This is a genomic window from Methylobacterium sp. E-025 (assembly GCF_022829705.1).
Classification (GTDB): Bacteria; Pseudomonadota; Alphaproteobacteria; order Rhizobiales; family Beijerinckiaceae; genus Methylobacterium.
This window is the reverse complement of record NZ_JAKSYR010000112.1, coordinates 19301-37003: the sequence shown is the minus strand read 5'-3', so window position 1 is coordinate 37003 and position 17703 is coordinate 19301. Positions and strand designations below refer to the sequence as shown.

At 72.2% G+C, this 17703-nt stretch carries 18 protein-coding genes and 1 pseudogene; 10 read left to right on the top strand and 9 right to left on the bottom strand.

Annotated elements, in window-relative coordinates; all coding sequences use genetic code 11:
- Positions 1-52 precede the first annotated feature (52 nt).
- The gene (locus MKK64_RS15745) at positions 53-1882 is read left to right on the top strand and encodes an outer membrane beta-barrel protein (protein ID WP_243935857.1); all 1830 of its coding nucleotides are present in this window, start codon (positions 53-55) and stop codon (positions 1880-1882) included.
- 24 nt (positions 1883-1906) lie between these two features.
- Here MKK64_RS15745 and MKK64_RS15740 read toward each other — a convergent pair whose 3' ends face one another.
- From MKK64_RS15740 to MKK64_RS15715, 6 genes are all read right to left on the bottom strand, one after another.
- On the bottom strand, positions 1907-2491 hold the full coding sequence (locus tag MKK64_RS15740; protein WP_243933827.1) for an AprI/Inh family metalloprotease inhibitor: 585 nt from the start codon (positions 2489-2491) through the stop codon (positions 1907-1909).
- Between the two features lie 169 nt (positions 2492-2660).
- Positions 2661-3464 (bottom strand): succinate dehydrogenase iron-sulfur subunit, encoded by an 804-nt coding sequence (locus MKK64_RS15735; RefSeq protein WP_147727562.1) that lies wholly within the window; start codon positions 3462-3464, stop codon positions 2661-2663.
- Positions 3465-3560: 96 nt separating this feature from the next.
- On the bottom strand, positions 3561-5378 hold the full coding sequence (gene sdhA / locus MKK64_RS15730) for a succinate dehydrogenase flavoprotein subunit (protein ID WP_243935826.1): 1818 nt from the start codon (positions 5376-5378) through the stop codon (positions 3561-3563).
- Between the two features lie 31 nt (positions 5379-5409).
- Entirely contained in the window at positions 5410-5829 is a 420-nt protein-coding gene (gene sdhD, locus MKK64_RS15725; protein ID WP_147727560.1) for a succinate dehydrogenase, hydrophobic membrane anchor protein, read from the bottom strand.
- Positions 5830-5841: 12 nt separating this feature from the next.
- The gene (sdhC, locus tag MKK64_RS15720) at positions 5842-6243 is read right to left on the bottom strand and encodes a succinate dehydrogenase, cytochrome b556 subunit (RefSeq protein ID WP_243935825.1); all 402 of its coding nucleotides are present in this window, start codon (positions 6241-6243) and stop codon (positions 5842-5844) included.
- Positions 6244-6430: 187 nt separating this feature from the next.
- Positions 6431-7732 carry an SLC13 family permease gene (locus MKK64_RS15715; protein ID WP_243935824.1) on the bottom strand — a complete coding sequence of 434 codons (1302 nt, stop codon included), beginning with the start codon at positions 7730-7732 and terminating at the stop codon, positions 6431-6433.
- Positions 7733-7925: 193 nt separating this feature from the next.
- Here MKK64_RS15715 and MKK64_RS15710 point away from each other — a divergent pair, with 193 nt between their 5' ends.
- The 3 genes and pseudogenes from MKK64_RS15710 (at position 7926) to MKK64_RS15700 (ending at position 11966) form a co-directional block, all read left to right on the top strand.
- Positions 7926-8822 (top strand): LysR substrate-binding domain-containing protein, encoded by an 897-nt coding sequence (locus MKK64_RS15710; RefSeq protein ID WP_187275534.1) that lies wholly within the window; start codon positions 7926-7928, stop codon positions 8820-8822.
- A 196-nt stretch (positions 8823-9018) separates the two neighbouring features.
- A complete protein-coding gene (locus MKK64_RS15705; RefSeq protein ID WP_243935823.1) occupies positions 9019-10206 on the top strand; it encodes an FAD-dependent oxidoreductase in 1188 nt (395 codons plus the stop codon).
- 71 nt (positions 10207-10277) lie between these two features.
- Positions 10278-11966 (top strand): annotated as a pseudogene (locus MKK64_RS15700) (thiamine pyrophosphate-binding protein).
- Positions 11967-11979: 13 nt separating this feature from the next.
- Here MKK64_RS15700 and MKK64_RS15695 read toward each other — a convergent pair.
- Positions 11980-12960 carry a quinone oxidoreductase family protein gene (locus tag MKK64_RS15695; protein WP_243935822.1) on the bottom strand — a complete coding sequence of 327 codons (981 nt, stop codon included), beginning with the start codon at positions 12958-12960 and terminating at the stop codon, positions 11980-11982.
- Positions 12961-13055: 95 nt separating this feature from the next.
- Between MKK64_RS15695 and MKK64_RS15690 the strand changes: the two genes are divergently transcribed.
- The 3 genes from MKK64_RS15690 to MKK64_RS15680 all read left to right on the top strand — a co-directional run bounded on the left by MKK64_RS15690 (position 13056) and on the right by MKK64_RS15680 (position 14980).
- The gene (locus MKK64_RS15690) at positions 13056-14228 is read left to right on the top strand and encodes an alanine racemase (protein ID WP_243935821.1); all 1173 of its coding nucleotides are present in this window, start codon (positions 13056-13058) and stop codon (positions 14226-14228) included.
- Between the two features lie 8 nt (positions 14229-14236).
- The gene (locus tag MKK64_RS15685) at positions 14237-14635 is read left to right on the top strand and encodes a RidA family protein (protein ID WP_147729782.1); all 399 of its coding nucleotides are present in this window, start codon (positions 14237-14239) and stop codon (positions 14633-14635) included.
- Between the two features lie 114 nt (positions 14636-14749).
- Positions 14750-14980 carry a hypothetical protein gene (locus MKK64_RS15680; protein WP_243935820.1) on the top strand — a complete coding sequence of 77 codons (231 nt, stop codon included), beginning with the start codon at positions 14750-14752 and terminating at the stop codon, positions 14978-14980.
- Between the two features lie 13 nt (positions 14981-14993).
- Here MKK64_RS15680 and MKK64_RS15675 read toward each other — a convergent pair whose 3' ends face one another.
- Positions 14994-15698 carry an SDR family NAD(P)-dependent oxidoreductase gene (locus tag MKK64_RS15675; protein WP_243935819.1) on the bottom strand — a complete coding sequence of 235 codons (705 nt, stop codon included), beginning with the start codon at positions 15696-15698 and terminating at the stop codon, positions 14994-14996.
- A gap of 73 nt (positions 15699-15771) precedes the next feature.
- The gene (locus MKK64_RS15670; RefSeq protein ID WP_243933835.1) at positions 15772-16239 is read right to left on the bottom strand and encodes a nucleoside deaminase; all 468 of its coding nucleotides are present in this window, start codon (positions 16237-16239) and stop codon (positions 15772-15774) included.
- Between the two features lie 159 nt (positions 16240-16398).
- On the opposite strand from MKK64_RS15670, the gene MKK64_RS15665 reads away from it, so the two are divergent.
- From MKK64_RS15665 to MKK64_RS15655, 3 genes are all read left to right on the top strand, one after another.
- Positions 16399-16575 carry a CsbD family protein gene (locus MKK64_RS15665; protein WP_147729527.1) on the top strand — a complete coding sequence of 59 codons (177 nt, stop codon included), beginning with the start codon at positions 16399-16401 and terminating at the stop codon, positions 16573-16575.
- Positions 16576-16693: 118 nt separating this feature from the next.
- Entirely contained in the window at positions 16694-16870 is a 177-nt protein-coding gene (locus tag MKK64_RS15660) for a DUF1328 domain-containing protein (protein WP_147729528.1), read from the top strand.
- Between the two features lie 126 nt (positions 16871-16996).
- Positions 16997-17617: a LysE family translocator gene (locus tag MKK64_RS15655; protein WP_243935818.1), complete on the top strand. Its 621-nt coding sequence runs from the start codon at positions 16997-16999 to the stop codon at positions 17615-17617.
- The last annotated feature ends 86 nt before the right edge of the window (positions 17618-17703 follow it).

The window sequence follows — 17703 nt, the reverse complement described above, 5'->3', positions numbered from 1 at the left end:
ACGGTCGTCTTCGCACGCGCCCAGCCAGGGGAGTCGGGATCCGGTGCTGGGCTTGGAGGGCGAGGGGCATGCGCGACGGGAGGCGGGCCTTGCCTGCGGCCTCGCGCTGCTGCTCGCGGGCCTGCCGGCCGCCGTCGCGATCGCCCTCCCCGGCCAGGCGCAGGCGCAGGCAACGCGGTTCGAATCCCTGAGCCCCGTCGCCGGCCAGCCCGACAACCCGGGCATCGGGCAGGATCCCGGCCAGGACGGATTGCCGGTGCTGCGCCGCAACCGCCTGTCGGAGGGCCCGCCCCGCCTCGGCAACGGCAATTCCGGCGAGGCGGCGGGCGGCGAATCCTCCGGCGGCCTCACCTCCGGCGGCGCCAGCCTGTCGGGGCCGACCGGGGCCGAAGCCGGCGCCTCGAATCTCGACACCCGGGTCCGCTCCTCCGGCAGCCGCACCGGCGGCGCCACGTCCGGCACCAACAACCGCGCCCCGATCAGCCTGCTGCGTCAGCGCGCGGCGCCGCCCCGACGCCTGGGGACGGCGACCAAGCGCTACACCCAGGACGTCACCCAGATCCCCGTGCCGGCCCTGCGCCTCTCGCCGGTGATCCAGAACCCGGTGGTCGGCGTGCCACTGCCGGCCGAGGCGCCGCGGCCGCAGGCGCCGGGATTGCCGCTGATCAACCCGCTGAGCGGCGTCCTCACGCCGGGGGCGCTGCTGACCAACAGCCTGCGGCGGCCGATCGCCACCGAGGACGCCTACGCGCCGCTCGGGATCAGGCTCGGCAGCTTCACGGTGCTTCCGTCCTTCACCCAGAGCCTCGGCTACGACACCAACCCGGACCAGACCACGCCGTCGCTCGCCAAGGGCTCGGTCGCGCTCCGGAGCGAGGGGGAGCTGAATTTCCGCTCGGACTGGTCGCGGAGCGAGCTCGCCGGCGAGTTGCGCGCCGGCTACCTCGAGACGCCGGAGAACGAGGCGGCGAGCCGCCCGAACGCGGCCGGCACCGTGCGCCTGCGGATCGACGCCAACCGCGACCTGCGGATCGACGCAGAGACCCGCTTCCTCGTCGACACCCAACGCACCGGCAGCCCCAACCTCCAGGCCGTGACCGCGACCAACCGGCCGATCGTCGCGACCTACGGCACCTCGCTCGGCGCGACCGAGACCTTCAACCGGCTCTCGGTGTCCCTGCGCGGCTCGGTCGACCGCTCCGAGTTCGAGGATGCCCGGCTGTCGGACGGGACGGTGATCAGCCAGGCCGACCGCAACCAGAACCAGTACAGCATGCGCCTGCGCACGGCCTACGAGGTGACGCCGGAGATCAGCCCCTTCGTCGAGCTGCTCGCCGACACGCGGGTCTACGACCTGCGCCGCGACACCAGCGGCCTGCGCCGCGATTCCGACGGCATCGCCGCCTCGGTCGGCGCGACCGTGAACTTCACCCGCTCGATCAGCGGCGAGATCTCGGGCGGCCTGCAGCACCGGACCTACGTCGACCCGAGCCTGCGCGGCCTCGACGCGCCGATCCTCGCAGCCGCCCTGGTCTGGGCGGCGACCCCGCTGACCACCGTGCGCCTGAACGCGCAGGCCGGCGTCACCGAGACGACGGTCCCCGGCTCCAGCGGCATCCTGACCCAGACGGCGACGCTGGAGGTGCAGCACGACCTCCTGCGCAACCTCTCGATCATCGTCGGCGGCGCCTACCTCCGCAACGACTACCAGGGGGTGTCGATCCGCGAGACCGGCTTCTCGGCCACCGCCCGGCTCGATTACCGCTTCAACCGCTGGCTGACGCTGCGCGGCACCTACCTCTACCAGGAGATCACCAGCACGGCGGCGACGGCGAGCTTTTCCGACAACACCTTCCTGCTCGGGCTGCGGGTGAACCCGTAGCCCCGGTGCGCGGGCCCTCCCGGTTCAGCGCACCAGCGCGAGGGAGGCGCCGGACTTGGTGAGCGCGCCGTCGAGGGCGCCGCCGCCCTGCCGCAGGCGGGCGGCCACCGTGCCGCCCTGCTGGTACAGGTAGACCTCGCCGTCGCGGAAATCCCAGGCCGTGACCTTGGCCAGATCCTTGTTCGGGCAGCCGGCGGCGGAGGCCTTGTAAAGGTCGAGGGCCGGCGCGCTCGAGAGCGTCACCTTGCAGCTTCCGCCGGTCGCGTCCTTGGCGTCCCAGGCACCGACCACCGAGGCGCGCCCGCTCGCCACCACCGGCGGGGCCGGGGGCGGGGCGACCACCGGCTCGGGGATGACGTTGGAGGCCGGCGGGGCGATCGACGCCTGCGCGCCGATCGGTGCCTCGTCCGGCGCGGCGGTGGCACCGGGCGGCGGCGCGAGCGGCGCCGAGGTCACGGCGCCGGAGGGCATCGCCGGGGCGATGTTGTCGATGGCGGCTTGCTGTGCCGGCCCGCGGACGCGGGGTCCGTCGAAGCGCTGGGACGCGCAGGCGCCGAGCCCTGCCGCCAGCGCGAGGAGGGCGATCGTCGAACGGTACTGACGCGGCATCGGTCTCGGCTTCCCCGGCGCACGTGCGGCGCCCCTTGCGAGCCCTTGCGTCGGGGGCAATTGCGATGCCCGCAAGGCGGCCGGTCGGGGAACGGTCTTCGGAGGGCCCGCGCGCGGGGCTTTTCGGGCCGAGTGTGGCGGGGCGGCCTCAGTCGGCTGCCCCGCCGGATCACACCGTGCGCTCGACCATCATCTTCTTGATCTCGGCGATCGCCTTGGCCGGGTTCAGGCTCTTCGGGCAGGTGTTGGCGCAGTTCATGATCGTGTGGCAGCGATAGAGCTTGAACGGGTCGTGCAGCGCGTCGAGGCGGTCGCCGGTGTTCTCGTCGCGGCTGTCGATCAGCCAGCGATAGGCCTGCAGCAGCGCCGCCGGGCCGAGGAACTTCTCGCCGTTCCACCAGTAGCTCGGGCACGAGGTGGTGCAGCAGGCGCACAGGATGCACTCGTACAGCCCGTCGAGCTTGGCCCGGTCCTCGGGCGTCTGCGGCCACTCCTTCTCGGGGGCCAGGGTGTCGGTCTTGAGCCAGGGCTCGACCGAGGCGTGCTGGGCGTAGAAGTTCGTCAGGTCGGGGACGAGGTCCTTCAGCACCGGCATGTGCGGCAGCGGATAGATCTTTACCGCTGCGGTCTTGCGGCCCTTCGCGTGCTCCTGGCACTCGTCGATGCCCATGGTGCAGGCGAGCGCGTTCTGGCCCTCGATGTTCATGGCGCAGGAGCCGCAGATGCCCTCGCGGCAGGAGCGGCGGAACACCAGCGTCGAGTCGACCTTGTTCTTGATCCACAGCAGCGCGTCGAGCACCATCGGCCCGCAATCGTCGCGGTCGACCTGATAGGTGTCGATCCGCGGGTTCTTCCCGTCGTCCGGGTTCCAGCGGTAGACGCGGAACTCCTTGAGGTTCTTGGCCCCCGTCGTCGCGGGCCAGGACTTGCCCTCGGTGATCTGGGAGTTCTTGGGGAGGGAGAATTCGGCCATGGCTGTCGTTGGCTTCCGCTAGAGTCGATCGAAGCAACGATCGGCAAGACGCATCGGGAACGCGGTCCCGCCGATCGGCTTTCCGAAGCGCGCAGCTTAGTAAACGCGCGCCTTCGGCTCGATGTACTGGATCTCGTTCGACATCGTGTAGGTGTGGACCGGGCGGTAATCAATGCTCACCCGGTGGGCACTCTCGTCGAGCCACGACAGGGTGTGCTTCATCCACTCCTTGTCGTTGCGGTCGGGGAAGTCCTCGCGGGCGTGCGCCCCGCGCGATTCCTCGCGGTTGGCGGCCGATTCCATGGTGACGACCGCCTGGCCGATCAGGTTGTCGAACTCGAGGGTCTCGAGCAGGTCGGTGTTCCAGACGAGCGACCGGTCGGTGATGCGGATGTCGGCGGATGCCGACCACACCTTGTGGATCAGGCCCTTGCCCTCCTCCAGCACCTCGCCGGTGCGGAACACGGCGCAGTTGTTCTGCATCGTCTTCTGCATCTCGAGGCGGAGGTCCGCGGTCGGCGTGGAGCCGTCGGCGTAGCGGAAGCGGTCGAGGCGGGTCAGCGCCTTGTCGGCGGAATCCTTGGCCAGGTCCATCGGCCGGCCGTTCGGCTCGACGATCTCGGCGCAGCGCTGGCCGGCGGCGCGGCCGAACACCACGAGGTCGATCAGCGAGTTCGAGCCGAGGCGGTTGGCGCCGTGCACCGAGACGCAGGCCGCCTCGCCGATCGCCATCAGGCCGGGCACGACGGTGTCGGGGTTGCCGTCGCGCAAGGTCAGCACCTCGCCGTGATAGTTCGTCGGGATGCCGCCCATGTTGTAGTGCACCGTCGGCAGCACCGGGATCGGCTCCTTGGTGACGTCGACGCCGGCGAAGATCTTGGCGGATTCCGAGATGCCCGGCAGGCGCTGGTGGAGGATCGCCGGGTCGAGGTGGTCGAGGTGCAGGAAGATGTGGTCGCTGCCCTTGCCGACGCCGCGGCCGGCCCGGATCTCCATGGTCATCGAGCGCGAGACCACGTCGCGCGAGGCGAGATCCTTGGCCGACGGGGCGTAGCGCTCCATGAAGCGCTCGCCCTCGGAATTCGTCAGGTAGCCGCCCTCGCCGCGGGCGCCCTCGGTGATCAGGCAGCCGGCGCCGTAGATGCCGGTCGGGTGGAACTGCACGAACTCCATGTCCTGCAGCGGCAGGCCGGCACGCAGCACCATGGCATTGCCGTCGCCGGTGCAGGTGTGGGCCGAGGTCGCCGAGAAGTACGAGCGGCCGTAACCGCCGGTGGCGAGGATCACCATCTGCGCGCGGAAGCGGTGGATCTCGCCGGTGGCCTGGTCCATGGCGATGACGCCGCGGCAGCGGCCCTCGTCGTCCATGATCAGGTCGAGGGCGAAGTACTCGATGAAGAAGTTGGTCTGGTTCTTCACCGCCTGCCCGTACAGGGTGTGGAGCATCGCGTGCCCCGTGCGGTCGGCGGCCGCGCAGGTGCGCTGCGCGGTGCCCTTGCCGTAATCGGTGGTCATGCCGCCGAACGGGCGCTGGTAGATCTTGCCCTCTTCCGTGCGCGAGAACGGCACGCCCCAGTGCTCGAGCTCGTAGACGGCCGCGGGAGCGTTGCGCACGAGATACTCGATCGCATCCTGGTCGCCGAGCCAGTCCGACCCCTTCACGGTGTCGTACATGTGCCAGCGCCAGTCGTCCGGGCCCATGTTGCCGAGCGAGGCCGAGATGCCGCCCTGCGCCGCCACCGTGTGCGAGCGGGTCGGGAACACCTTGGTGATGCAGGCGGTGCGCAGGCCCGCCTGGGAGCAGCCGACGGTGGCGCGCAGGCCCGCGCCGCCCGCGCCGACGACCACCACGTCGAAGGTGTGGTCGGTGATGGGATAGGCGGGTCCCTGCCCGTTCTGTCCGTTGGCGGCCATGGAAGGCTCCTTCAAGATCGCGAGTAGCAGGTCAGACGAGGCGGCCGAGCCCCACGCGCAGGATCGCGTAGAGGCAGGCCACGGCCACGACGACCGCGTAGAAGTTGTTGGCGAACACCGCGGCGATCTTCAGCCCCGGGCTGTGGACGTAATCCTCGATGATCACCTGCATCCCGAGACGCATGTGGATCGCGACCGAGGTCACGGCGAGGATCAGGACGATCGCGACGAAGGGGTGCGACACCAGGGCCACCGCCTCCGCGTAGGAGCGGCCGGCCATCAGCGCGATGATCACCACGAAGGCGAGCATCAAGGGCGCGTTGGCGGCGGCGGTCAGCCGCTGCATCCACCAATGCCCGACGCCGTGGTGGGCGACGCCGAGGCCGCGGACGCGGGCGCGGGGCGTGCGGATCGAGACCTGCGGGTTCTGAAGGATCTTGGCCTTGGCCATGGCGGGAACTCCTCAGCGCGCCAGAAGGGCGACGGCCCAGACGACGATGGTCAGCGTCGCCGAGCCGATCAGGGTGGCGCGGGCCAGCGCCATGCGCTTGTCGCGGTCGAAGCCGTATCCGGCATCCCACACGAAGTGCCGCAGGCCGCCCAGCATGTGGTGCAGCAGAATCCATGTGTAGGCGAACAGCACGATCCGCCCGATCCAGGACCCGAAGAACCACGCCACCCAGGCGTAGGCCGCCGGGCCGGAGGCGAGCGCCACGAGCCAGATCGCGACGAGCGCGGTGCCGCCGTAGAGCGCCGTGCCGGTGATGCGGTGGAACACCGACATCGCCATCGTCCAGGTCCAGCGATAGATCTGGAGATGCGGCGAGAGCGGCTGGGCGACGGTGGGGCGTGCGGTGGGTGCCATCGTGCGGGAGGCCTCGTGTCGTTCTCGGAACCGGGTCGATCTTGGAATTGGACCGTCTCTAATCTGTAGCGCTAGAGGCCCGAGCGTTTCGCCGCAATGCGGCATGGCAGGACGGAGATGACGATTTCGTCGGGATATCGCCTGCCGCCGGGCACGGCGGGCGCCGTTCTCGCGACACGTATCCTTCTCATGGCAGTCGCCCGATCAGCCGCCACCAGAGGTAGTCGAGCGGCGCGGCGACCAGCAGCGTCGCGACCCCGTAGGCGAAGGTCGCGCGCGTCGCGTCCTTCAGCGACACGCCGCCGAGCTCGCGCGCGAACACGATGGGCGGCGCCTGATACGGGAAGAACAGCGTCGCGTAGCCGAGCACCTGCACCATCACCACGTCGAGCACAGGCCAGCCGCTGGCCTGTGCCATCTCGCCCGCCAGCGCCGTGTAGAGCGCGGGCGCGCCGTTGGCCGTGACCACGAGGGTGAGCGCCGTGGCGATGCCGGTCAGCACCGCGAAGTTCTGCACGGTCGCGCCCGGGCTCAGGGGCGCGACCGCCAGCAGCGCGTGGCCGAGCCGCTCGCCCAAGCCGGTCTCGTTGACGACCGCCACGAGGCCGAGCAGCGCGGCGATGTAGAAGCAGGTGCGCAGCGAGACCTGCGCGAAGGCGTCCGCCGGCAGCACGCCGATCCGCGGCATCAGGCAGATCACCGCGGCCGAGAGCCCGACCCAGGCCGGGGCGATGCCGTGCAGCCCGTCGGTCATCCATAGCGCCAGCGTGCCGACGAGGATCGCGGCCAGCCGGCGCTCGGCGGGCGAGGCCGGGGGCAGGGCCGGCAGCGCCGCGGCACCGGATTCGAGCCGGTCGGGGAACAGCGTCACGAGGAGTGCCACGAGCAGCACGCCCTTCACCAGCGCCAGGACCGGCGCGTGCAGCCAGAGATAGGGCAGGTAGGTGAGGTGCAGGCCCTGGAGCCGCTCGGCCGCGCCGGCCATCACCAGGTTCGGCACGTTGGCGGGCAGGATCGCCGCCGACAGGATCGGGGTCGCGAGCCCGACCGCCATCACCGCGCCGATCCGGCCCTTCCGCCCGGGCGCCAGCCCGAACGCGTCGCAAAGCGACAGGGTCACCGGAATCATCAGCGCGATGCGCCCGAGGTTCGACGGCATCACGAAGGCGAGCAGGAAGCTGAACCCCACGAGCCCGGCGACGAGGCGCGGATAGGAGCCCGAGAGCCGGCCGCTCAGCCCCTGCGCCAGGCGTGCGCCGAGGCCGGTCCGCGTCATCGCGAGGCCGACCACCATCCCCGACATCACCAGCCAGAAGGCCGAGGCCGCGAAGCCGGAGAACACCGTCGCCGCCGTGCCGAGCTTGAGCAGCATGGCGAGGGCGAAGAACAGCAGCGCGGTGACGATCTCGGGCAGCAGCGCCGTCGCCCAGAGGCCCATGCAGAGCACGAGCAGCGCGCCGGTCGCCCAGATCGTCGTCCCGCCTCCCATGCCGCCCTGCCCCTACCCTGTTCGATCCGCCCGATGGTTAGGGGCCCGATTGGAACGGTTCGCAATACGGATTTCCTTGATGATGCCTTCGCGATCGGCGAAGGCTGAGCGTCGGGAGCGCGCGTTTCGCAGTCGCTCGTGCATCGCGGTGGCGCCGGCAGCGGCTTCGCGGCCCGCGTAAGGAAGCCCGGCGATGATGCGCTTCGACCTGTCCGACCTCACCCTCTTCCGCCACGTGGTCGAGGCCGGCTCGATCACCCACGGGGCGGCGCGCGCGAACCTCGCGCTCGCCGCCGCCTCGACGCGGATCCGGGCAATGGAGACCTCGCTCGGCGCCGCCCTGCTCACCCGCACCCGTCTCGGCGTCACGCCGACCCCGGCCGGGCGGGCCTTGCTGGCGCATGCCCGCGGGCTGATCGCCGCGATCGAGCGGATGCAGGGCGAGCTCTCGGCCTTCTCCGGCGGCACGGTCGGGCAGATCCGGGTCCTGGCCAACACCAACGCGCTCACCGAATTCCTGCCGGATGCGCTGGCCGCCTACCTGGCGAAGAACCCCGGGGTCAGCGTCGAGATCGACGAGCACACCTCGGACGAGATCGTCGGCCTCGTCGCGGACGGGCAGGCCGACCTCGGCATCCTGTCGGGCACGGTCGACACCGGCGACCTCGAGACCTTCCCGTTCCGACAGGACCGCTTCGTGCTGGTGGCGGCGCGCGGGCACGCCCTGGCCGGGCGCGGGGCGGTCGCCTTCGCCGAGGTGCTGGCGCACGACCTCGTCGGTCTCGACCGGGCGAGCGCGCTCACCCGGTTTCTCGCCGACAAGGCGGCGCGCGTCGGGCGCCCGATGCGCCTGCGCGTGCAGCTGCGCGGGTTCGACGCCGTCTGCCGCCTCGTCGATGCCCGCGTCGGCGTCGGCATCGTGCCCGAGAGCATGGCCCGGCGGGTCGCCCGCGGCCTCGACATCGCCGTCGTGCCGCTGGTCGAGCCGTGGGCGACGCGCGCCCTGACCCTGTGCCTGCGCAGCTACGAAGGCTTGCCGACCTTCGCGCAGGAATTCGTGACGCACTTGCGCGACGGTCGCGACGCCTGAACAGACCGCACCATGTCGTCGTCGATGAAGGCGCGACGCGATCTCTACCTTCGGTAGAACATTGCCACGATGTTTCTCGCTGGTCACGAAGGGTTGATCGCGAAGAACTACGCAAGGATCTTCTTTTCGGGATGGTTGCGACTTCTGTACCGTGCGGGCGTGTCGAAGGCGCCCCTGCCGGAGGGATGTGCTCGCCATGCCTGCTGAGACGGACTGCTTCGATGTCGTGGTGATCGGCGCCGGCCTGGCCGGAACCTGCCTGGCCGGCCGCCTCGCCCGCGACGGCCGCAGCGTCGCGCTGATCGACACCCACGCCGTCCACCCGCACGATTTCCGCGCCGAGAAGTACGGCTCCGCGCAGATGTCGCTGTTCGAGTCCCTCGGGTTCGGCGCCGCCGCCCGCGGGTGCACCACGAGGACCGACACCGTCCGGGTCGTGCGCTTCGGCAGCCTCGCGCATTGGGAGCGCAACACCGAGTATGGCGCCGCCTATCCCGACCTGATCAACGCCCTGCGCGCCGACCTGCCCGCCGGGCTGCTCACCGTCGGCCGGGTCGCCGACCTCGATCTCGGCCCGGAGCGGCAGGTCGTCACCCTCGGCGACGGGCGCCGGTTCGCCGGCCGCCTCGTGGTGCTGGCGACGGGGCTCGGCGACGTGCTGCGCCGCAAGGCCGGGATCGTCCGGCGCGTGATCGGCGAACGCCACTCGCTGGCCGTCGGCTTCGACATGGCGGCGCCGCGCGACGCCTTCCCGTTTCGGGCGATGACCTACTTCTCCGAACGGTTCGGCGGGCGCGACGCCTACCTGACGCTGTTCCCGCTCGGCGAGACCATGCGGGCGAACCTGTTCGGCTACCAGCAGCCGAACGCCCCCTGGACGAAGGCGTTTCGCGCCGAGCCGGAGGCGGCCCTGCGCGCGCTGATGCCGGGGCTCGCGGCCCATTGCCCGGACCTCGCCGTCGCCGGCTCGGTCGAGGTGCGCCCGATCGACCTGATGCGGGCCGAGGGCCACGTCCGCGACGGGGTGGTCCTCGTCGGCGACGCGTTCCAGACCGCGTGCCCGATTCCCGGGACCGGGATCGGCAAGGTGCTGACCGACGTGCGGCAACTGGCCGACGCCCACCTGCCGGGCTGGCTCGCGACGCCCGGCATGGGTGCCGACAAAGTCGCCGCGTTCTATGCCGACCCGGTCAAGGTCGCCTGCGACGCGGCGAGCCTGCGATCCAGCCTCTACGCCCGCGCGCTCGCCACCGAGACCGCCCTGCCCTGGGCGGTCCGCCGGGTGCGCAACCGCGTCGCGCGCCACGCGATCCGTTACGCGACGGGCGCCTCGCAGGGAGCGGTGCGCGCCGCCTCGGCGGTCGCGGCCCACTTGGCGCTCTGACCGCGCCGGGCGGTTGCCCCGTGCGGCCATCGGCGTAGCCTCGGCCGCGCGACGGGACGGAAAGGACGGCCATGGCGATTGCGACGGTGGACGCGCGCGGAAGCCGCCGAGGGGCGATGGTGCTGCTCGAGGTGCTGCGCTCGGAGGGGGTCCGCTACATCTTCGGCAATCCCGGCACCACCGAGCTGCCGCTGATCGACGCGCTCACCGAGACCCCCGACATCGCCTACGTGCTGGCGCTGCAGGAGGCGAGCGCGGTGGCGATGGCCGACGGCTACGCGCATGCCGCGCGCCGGCCCGCCTTCCTCAACCTCCACACCGCCGGCGGCCTCGGCCACGGCTTCGGCAACCTGATCAACGCCCACGTCTCGGGCACGCCGCTGGTGGTGACGGCGGGCCAGCAGGATTCGCGTCACGCGATCACCGATCCGCTGCTGTTCGGCGACCTCGTCAGCCTCGCCACGCCCGCCGTGAAGTGGGCGCGCGAGGTCACCAACGCCGACCAGCTGCCGATCCTGCTGCGGCGCGCCTTCCACGACTGCTCGGCCGCGCCCTCGGGCCCGGTCTTCCTGTCGCTGCCGATGGACGTGATGGAGGCGATGACCGCCGCGCCCGCCGGCGGCGTCTCGACGATCGACCGCTGCGCCGTGGCGGGCTCGCTCGAGCGGCTCGCCGACCACCTCGCCGCGGTGGCGCCCGGGCGCCTCGCCGTCATCGCCGGCGACGAGATCGACGCCAGCGACGCCTCCGGCCAGGCCGTGGCGCTCGCCGACCTCCTCGGCGCGCCGGTCTACGGCTCGTCCTGGCCGGCCCACATCCCCTTCCCCACCGCGCATCCGCTCTGGGCCGGGAACCTGCCGACCAAGGCCACGGAGATCGCCGGCATCCTCGGCGCCTACGACGCGGTGTTCGCGCTCGGCGGCAAGTCGCTGATCACGGTGCTCTACACGGAAGGCTCGGCGGTGCCGGCCGGCACGCAGGTGTTCCAGCTCTCGGCGGACGTGCGCGACCTCGGGCGCACCTACGAGACCACCCTCTCGATGGTCGGCGACGTGCGCGCCTCCCTCGACGCGCTGCTGCCGCTCCTGAGGCCGCGCCTCGCGGAGCGGGCCGACGCCTATGCCGAGCTGCGGGTCGCGGCCGCGCGGATCTACGCGGCCCGTCGCGGAAAGCTGACCGAGGCGGCCGACGCCGCCTTCGCCGACCCGGTGATCGCGCCGCTGGTCGCCGCCCGCGAGATCGCCCGCGCCGTCGGCGCCGACACCGCCATCGTCGACGAGGCGCCGGCGACGATGGCGCATCTGCGCACCTTCCTGCACAGCGACAGGACGCACCAGTACGCCTCGATGCGCGGCGGCGTCCTGGGCTGGGGAATGCCGGCCTCGGTCGGCACCTCGCTCGGCCTCGACCGCGCGCCGGTGGTCTGCGTCGTCGGCGACGGCGCGGCGATGTACTCGCCCCAGGCGCTGTGGACCGCCGCCCACGAAGCGCTGCCGGTGACCTTCGTGGTGATCAACAACGCCGAGTACAACATCCTGAAGAACTAAATGAAGTCGCAATCCCACTACGCGTCGGTGCGCGCCAACCGCTTCATCGCCATGGACCTCGTCGATCCGCGCATCGACTTCGTCGCGCTGGCCGCCTCGATGGGCGTGCCGGCGCGGCGCGTGACCCGGGCGGCCGACATCGCGGCGGCGATCGAGGACGGGATCCGGTCGGGCGCGCCGAACCTGGTCGAGGTGGTGGTGCGGGCGACCTGACGGGCGGCGTGCCTCACGGCAGCAGCAGGATCGATCCCGTCGTTTCGCGTGCCTCCGCCGCGCGGTGCGCCGCGACCGCCTCCGCGAGCGGGAACCGCGCGCCGATGCGCGCGACGATCGCCCCCGAGGCGATGGCGGCGAAGACCTCGGCCGCGTTGGCCCGCAGGTCCGCGGGGTCGGCATTGTGCGGAAACACCGACGGGCGGGTGAGGAAGAGGCAGCCCTTCTTGTTCAGCAGCTCCGGCTCGATCGCCGGCGCCGGGCCGGAGGCGGCGCCGTAGAGCACCACGAGGCCGAAGGGCGCGGCGAGGTCGAGCGAATGCAGGAAGGTGTCGCGGCCGACCGAATCGTAGACGACCCGCGCCTTGCGGCCGCCGGTGGCGGCGAGCAGCGCCTCGGGCCAGCCCCCTTGCGAATAGTCGATCGCCACGTCGCAGCCGGCCTCGCGCGCCACCGCGCACTTCTGCGCCGATCCCGCGGTGCCGACCACGGTGGCGCCGAGCGCCTTGGCCCAGCGGCACAGGATCTGCCCGACGCCGCCGGCCGCGGCATGGACCAGCACCATCTCGCCCGGCTGGACCGCGTGGGTGCGCCGGAGCAGGTACTGCGCGGTCATCCCCTTGAACAGCAGGGCGGCGGCGTCCTCGTCCGAGACCGCGTCGGGGACCGCCACCAGCTTGTCCGCCGGCACGACGCGCCGGTCGGCGTAGCTGCCGAGCCCCGCGTTCATGTAGGCGACCCGGTCGCCGACCCGGAACCCCGCGACGCCCTCGCCCAGCGCCTCGATCCGCCCGGTGGCCTCGTGGCCGAGCCCGGTCGGCAGCGGCAGCGGGTAGACCCCCTTGCGCTGGTAGACGTCGATGAAGTTGAAGCCGATCGCGGTCTGGCGCAGGAGCACCGCGCCCGGTCCGGGCGGGGGCAGGTCGACGGCTTCGAGGCGCATCGCCTCGGGGGCGCCGAACGCGCGGAGGATGACGGCGTTCGCGTCTGTCATGGCGGTTCTCCGAGGCCGGGCGACGGTCTCGACCACCTAGCCCTGCGCCCGGCATCTGCCTAGAAGGCCGGGACCGGAATCGGAAAGGGGTCGCGATGGCCGTCACCGACGTCGCCGCGGATTCGCTCGCCGCCCTCGACACCCCCTGCCTGCTCCTCGACGAGGCGCGCCTGAGCGCCAACGTCGCGCGGATGCGGGCGCGGCTCGCCGGCCTCGGCGTCGCCTTCCGGCCCCATCTCAAGACGGCGAAGTCCCTCGACGTGGCGCGCCGCGCGATGACCGGCCCGCGCGGGCCGGCCATGGTCTCGACGCTGCGCGAGGCCGCCTACTTCGCCGAGGGCGGCGTCACCGACCTCACCTACGGCGTCGGCATCGCGCCGCAGAAGCTCGATCGGGTCGGCGGCATCCGCCGGCAATACGGGGCCGACCTCGCGATCGTCCTCGACAGCGTGGCGCAGGCCGAGGCCGTCGCGGCGTGGGTGGCGGCCAACCGCGATCCCGTCTGCGCGCCCCTGCCCGTCCTGATCGAGGTCGACGCCGACGGGCACCGCTCGGGGGTCGCGCCGGACGACGCCGGGACGCTGACGGCGATCGGCCGCGTCCTCGTCGCCGGGGGCGCGGTGCTGCGCGGGGTGCTGCTGCATGCCGGCGACAGCTACGGCCTGAGCGAGCCTGAGCGGATCGCGGCGGCGGCGGAGGCCGAGCGCGCGGCCGGCGTCGCGGCGGCCGGGCACCTGCGGGCCGCCGGCCTCCCCTGCCCCGTGGTCAGCATCGGCTCGACCCCGACTGCGCGGTTCGCCGAGGCGCTCGACGGCGTGACCGAGGTGCGGGCCGGCGTCTTCATGTTCGGCGACCTGTTCCAGGCCGGCATCGGCACCTGCGCAACCGGGGACATCGTCCTGTCGGTGCTGGCGACGGTGATCGGGCACCAGCGCGCGAAGGGCTGGATCATCGTCGACGCCGGATGGATGGCGCTGTCGCGCGACCGCGGCACCGCGCGCCAAGCCGTCGACCAGGGCTACGGGATCGTCTGCGATCCGGCGGGGACGCCCTACCCCGACCTGATCGTGCGCGACGCCAACCAGGAGCACGGCATCGTCGCCCTCCGCCCCGGATCCGCCGCCGCGCTGCCGGACCTTGCCTTGGGCGCGCGCCTGCGCATCCTGCCCAACCATGCCTGCGCCACCGCCGCGCAGCACGGAAGCTACCACGTGCTCGACGCCGCCGGGCGCGTCTCCGCCACGTGGCCCCGCATCGCCGGCTGGTGATCCTCCCCATGACAGATCCGATCGAGCGCATCGCGACGAAGGCCGTGCCGGAGCCCGCCGGGCACTATGCCCAGGCGACGGCATGGCGCGACCTCGTCTTCGTCTCGGGCCAGCTCGGGCCCCGCCCCGACGGCAGCCATACCTTCGACCGCCCGTTCGAGGAGCAGGCTCGGCAGGCGCTGGCCAACGTGCTCGCCATCCTCGGCGCGGCCGGATGCGGCCCGGAGCGCGTGCTCAAGGTCACCGCCTACTTGGTCGGCGTCGAGAACTGGCCGGCCTTCGATCGGATCTACGCGGAGATGTTCGGCGCGGCCCGCCCCGCCCGCGCCGTGGTGCCGGTGCCGGGCCTGCACCACGGCTACCTCGTCGAGATCGAGGCCGTCGCCGCGCGCCCAGACCCGGCCTGAGCCGACCCATCGCAGCCGTTTACCGATCGCCGGGGGCATCCCCCAAACGGGTGATGTGCGGGTCGTCGGAATCGCGGTGTTCTCTCGTGTCCGAGCCTGACGAGGGAGCCCGACATGCGAAACCGCCAGGATTTTCCGATCTGGACGCGAAACCGGGCGCAGCGTCACGCCGCGCGCGGCTGCAGCCGGCTCGTGGTCGGCCTGATCCTCCGGCCGGGCCGCCGGCGGCCGTCGCCCCCGGTCGCGGACGGGCGTCCCTCGAACGTCCTGCCGTTCAAGATCCCCGCGACCGCGCAACCTTTCCGGCCCCCGCCGGCGCCGGTGGGCGACCTGCGGCACGGGTGAGGCCGCAGGTCTCTCAGAACCGCTCGACCCAGGGGCGCAGCTCCAGCTCCTGGGTCCAGGCGCTGCGATCCTGGCGCAGCACGTCGCGGTAGCTGCGGGCGATGGCCTCCGGGTCGAGGTGGCTGTCGGGGGCATCCGGCGCCTCGGGCGCGCGGGCCGGGTTCCGGATCGCGCCGTCGATGACGAAGTGGGCCACGTGGATGCCCTGGGGCTGCAGCTCGCGCGACAGGCTCTGGGCCAGGCCGCGCAGGGCGAACTTGCCCATGGCGAAGGCCGACGAGCCGGCGAACCCCTTCACGCTCGCCGAGGCGCCGGTGAGCAGGATCGCGCCGTGCCGGGCCGGCAGCATGCGCCGGGCGGCCGCCTGCGCCACCAGGAACCCGCCGAAGGCCGAGACGGCGAGCGCCTGGGCGACGGCCGCCGGGTCGAGCTCCGCGATCGCGCCGCGCACGCGCCCGCTGGCGTTGTAGACCACCACGTCCGGCGGGCCGCCGAGCGCCGGCTCGATCGCGGCAAACAGCGCCTCGACGTCGTCCGGCCGGCTCGCGTCGCAGGCGTGGACCGCCGCGCCGGTCTCGCGGGCGAGCACGTCGAGCTTGCCGACGTCGCGGGCCGCCAGCCCGACCCGCAGGCCGTCGGCGGCGAGTTGCCGGGCGAGCGCCGCGCTGAGGCCCGAGCCGGCCCCGACGATCAGGGCGCGATGATAGGTCGGTCTCATGGAGGCGGCTTCCGGGTTGTCCGACGGGGCAACGTCGGGCGGGCGGGGCCGGTTCGCGCGCAGGGGCGACGAGTCAGTCCCGCCGCTCGCGGAAGAAGGCGCGCAGCAATGCCGCCGCCTCGTCCTCGCGGAAGCCGCCATACACGTCCGGCGCGTGGTGGCAGGTCGGATGGTTGAACACGCGTGCGCCGTTCTCGACCCCGCCGCCCTTGGGGTCGGCGGCGCCGTAATAGAGCCGCCGGATCCGCGCGAACCCGATCGCGCCCGCGCACATCGGGCACGGCTCCAGGGTCACGTAGAGGTCGCAGCCCGGCAGCCGGTCGTCGCCGAGGGCGGCGCAGGCGGCGCGGATCGCCAGGATCTCCGCATGCGCCGTCGGATCGTTGAGCGCCCGCGGCCGGTTGTGCGTCACCGCCAGCACGACGTCGCCGCGCACGATGACGGCACCGACCGGCACCTCGCCGGCCTCCGCCGCGCGGCGCGCCGCGGCGAAGGCGAGATCGAACGGCGACGTCTTCGCGGGAGGGATCGAGTGGGGCACGAGGACGTTCCTAGCCGCCGGCACCGCCGCCGCAAAGCGCGCCGCACCGGCCGGCACATCGACCCCAATCCGATCAATGTTAATCGGCGGAACATTCAACGGGGGCCGGCCGTTTCTCATCCAACGCGGCAGGGCCGCATTCAGGATGAGGAGCCGGCGATGAGCAGCACCACCGACAAGATCAAGGGCGCCGCCAACGAGGCGGTCGGCAAGGCCAAGCAGGGCATCGGCAACGCGACGGACAACGCGAACCTGAAGGCCGACGGCGCCGCGCAGGAAGCCAAGGGCAAGGCCGAAGGCGTCAAGGGCGACGTGAAGTCGGCCGTCGGCAAGTAAGCCTCGCAGCAACGCATCCCCCGGTGCGGATGCGGGTTTCGTTCCGCATCGGGGTTCGGTCGGCCGGTCGGTGCGTCCCCCGGCCTTGCATCAACGCATTCGTTTCCAGGAGGTCTGCATGATCGGTTGGGCCATCACCTTTCTCGTGGTCGCGTTGGTCGCGGCGCTCCTCGGCTTCGGCGGCATCGCCGGGACGGCGATGGAGGCGGCCAAGATCGTCTTCTTCGTGGCCATCGCCCTGTTCCTGGTCTCCGCCGTGTTCGGCGTGATGCGCGGACGCGCGCCGCGGCTCTGACCGGCCGGACTAGTTCTGCGTTGTGAGAAGGGCGGCCCGGATCGGGCCGCCCTTCTCGCGTGACGGGGTGCATTGGAACGCGTGCGGGCGTAGCCTCAGGTGCCCTCACCTCACCCTGTCCGGTCCATGAATCCCCAAACCTGGGCGCTCTTCTTCTGCGCCGTCTTCCTGCTTTCCGGCACCCCCGGCCCGAACATGCTGCACGTGATGACGCGCAGCCTTCGCTTCGGCCTCGGAGCCAGCCTGTTCGCCATGGCCGGGTGCCTGTCGGCCGTGGTGCTGGTACTCTGCGCCTCGGCGACGGGGCTCGGCGCCGTGCTCGCCGCCTCGCCCAACCTGTTCGCAGGGCTGCGCTATGCCGGCGTCGCATACCTGGTCCTCCTCGGGATTCAGGCGTGGCGCGGGGCCGGCGGGGTGCCGCAGGTCGGAACGGGACCGATCGCCCCCTCCGCCGGCGGCCTGTTCCGGGGCGGGTTCCTGATCGGGGCGAGCAACCCGAAGCTCCTGCTGTTCGCGGCGGCGTTCCTGCCGCAATTCATCGATCCCGCCGCGGATCAGGGGTTGCAGCTGACGATCCTGGTCGCGACCTTCGCCGCCGCCGAGGCGTTCTGGTATGCCGTCTACGCCCTCGGCGGCCGGCAGCTCGCGCGCCATCTCGCCAGGCCTGCGCTGCGGCGCCTGTTCGACCGGGCCACCGGTGCGATCTTCGTCGGCTTCGGGCTCGGCCTACTGGCCGGACGCCCCTGAGCGACGATCCGTCTCGCGCGGCGGGGCCCGCTCTGTTATGGGCTTGCCGATGAGCGACAATCCGACCACCCCCTCCGCGGACGAGC

Coding starts and splice junctions, on each gene's coding strand:
- MKK64_RS15690 (WP_243935821.1), top strand. CDS start 13,056: ATGGCCGTCACCGACGTCGCCGCGGATTCGCTCGCCGCCCTCGACACC.
- sdhC (WP_243935825.1), bottom strand. CDS start 6,243: ATGGCACCCACCGCACGCCCCACCGTCGCCCAGCCGCTCTCGCCGCAT.
- MKK64_RS15705 (WP_243935823.1), top strand. CDS start 9,019: ATGCCTGCTGAGACGGACTGCTTCGATGTCGTGGTGATCGGCGCCGGC.
- MKK64_RS15740 (WP_243933827.1), bottom strand. CDS start 2,491: ATGCCGCGTCAGTACCGTTCGACGATCGCCCTCCTCGCGCTGGCGGCA.
- MKK64_RS15710 (WP_187275534.1), top strand. CDS start 7,926: ATGATGCGCTTCGACCTGTCCGACCTCACCCTCTTCCGCCACGTGGTC.
- MKK64_RS15680 (WP_243935820.1), top strand. CDS start 14,750: ATGCGAAACCGCCAGGATTTTCCGATCTGGACGCGAAACCGGGCGCAG.
- MKK64_RS15715 (WP_243935824.1), bottom strand. CDS start 7,732: ATGGGAGGCGGGACGACGATCTGGGCGACCGGCGCGCTGCTCGTGCTC.
- sdhD (WP_147727560.1), bottom strand. CDS start 5,829: ATGGCCAAGGCCAAGATCCTTCAGAACCCGCAGGTCTCGATCCGCACG.
- MKK64_RS15675 (WP_243935819.1), bottom strand. CDS start 15,698: ATGAGACCGACCTATCATCGCGCCCTGATCGTCGGGGCCGGCTCGGGC.
- MKK64_RS15655 (WP_243935818.1), top strand. CDS start 16,997: ATGAATCCCCAAACCTGGGCGCTCTTCTTCTGCGCCGTCTTCCTGCTT.
- MKK64_RS15735 (WP_147727562.1), bottom strand. CDS start 3,464: ATGGCCGAATTCTCCCTCCCCAAGAACTCCCAGATCACCGAGGGCAAG.
- MKK64_RS15660 (WP_147729528.1), top strand. CDS start 16,694: ATGATCGGTTGGGCCATCACCTTTCTCGTGGTCGCGTTGGTCGCGGCG.
- MKK64_RS15695 (WP_243935822.1), bottom strand. CDS start 12,960: ATGACAGACGCGAACGCCGTCATCCTCCGCGCGTTCGGCGCCCCCGAG.
- MKK64_RS15685 (WP_147729782.1), top strand. CDS start 14,237: ATGACAGATCCGATCGAGCGCATCGCGACGAAGGCCGTGCCGGAGCCC.
- sdhA (WP_243935826.1), bottom strand. CDS start 5,378: ATGGCCGCCAACGGACAGAACGGGCAGGGACCCGCCTATCCCATCACC.
- MKK64_RS15665 (WP_147729527.1), top strand. CDS start 16,399: ATGAGCAGCACCACCGACAAGATCAAGGGCGCCGCCAACGAGGCGGTC.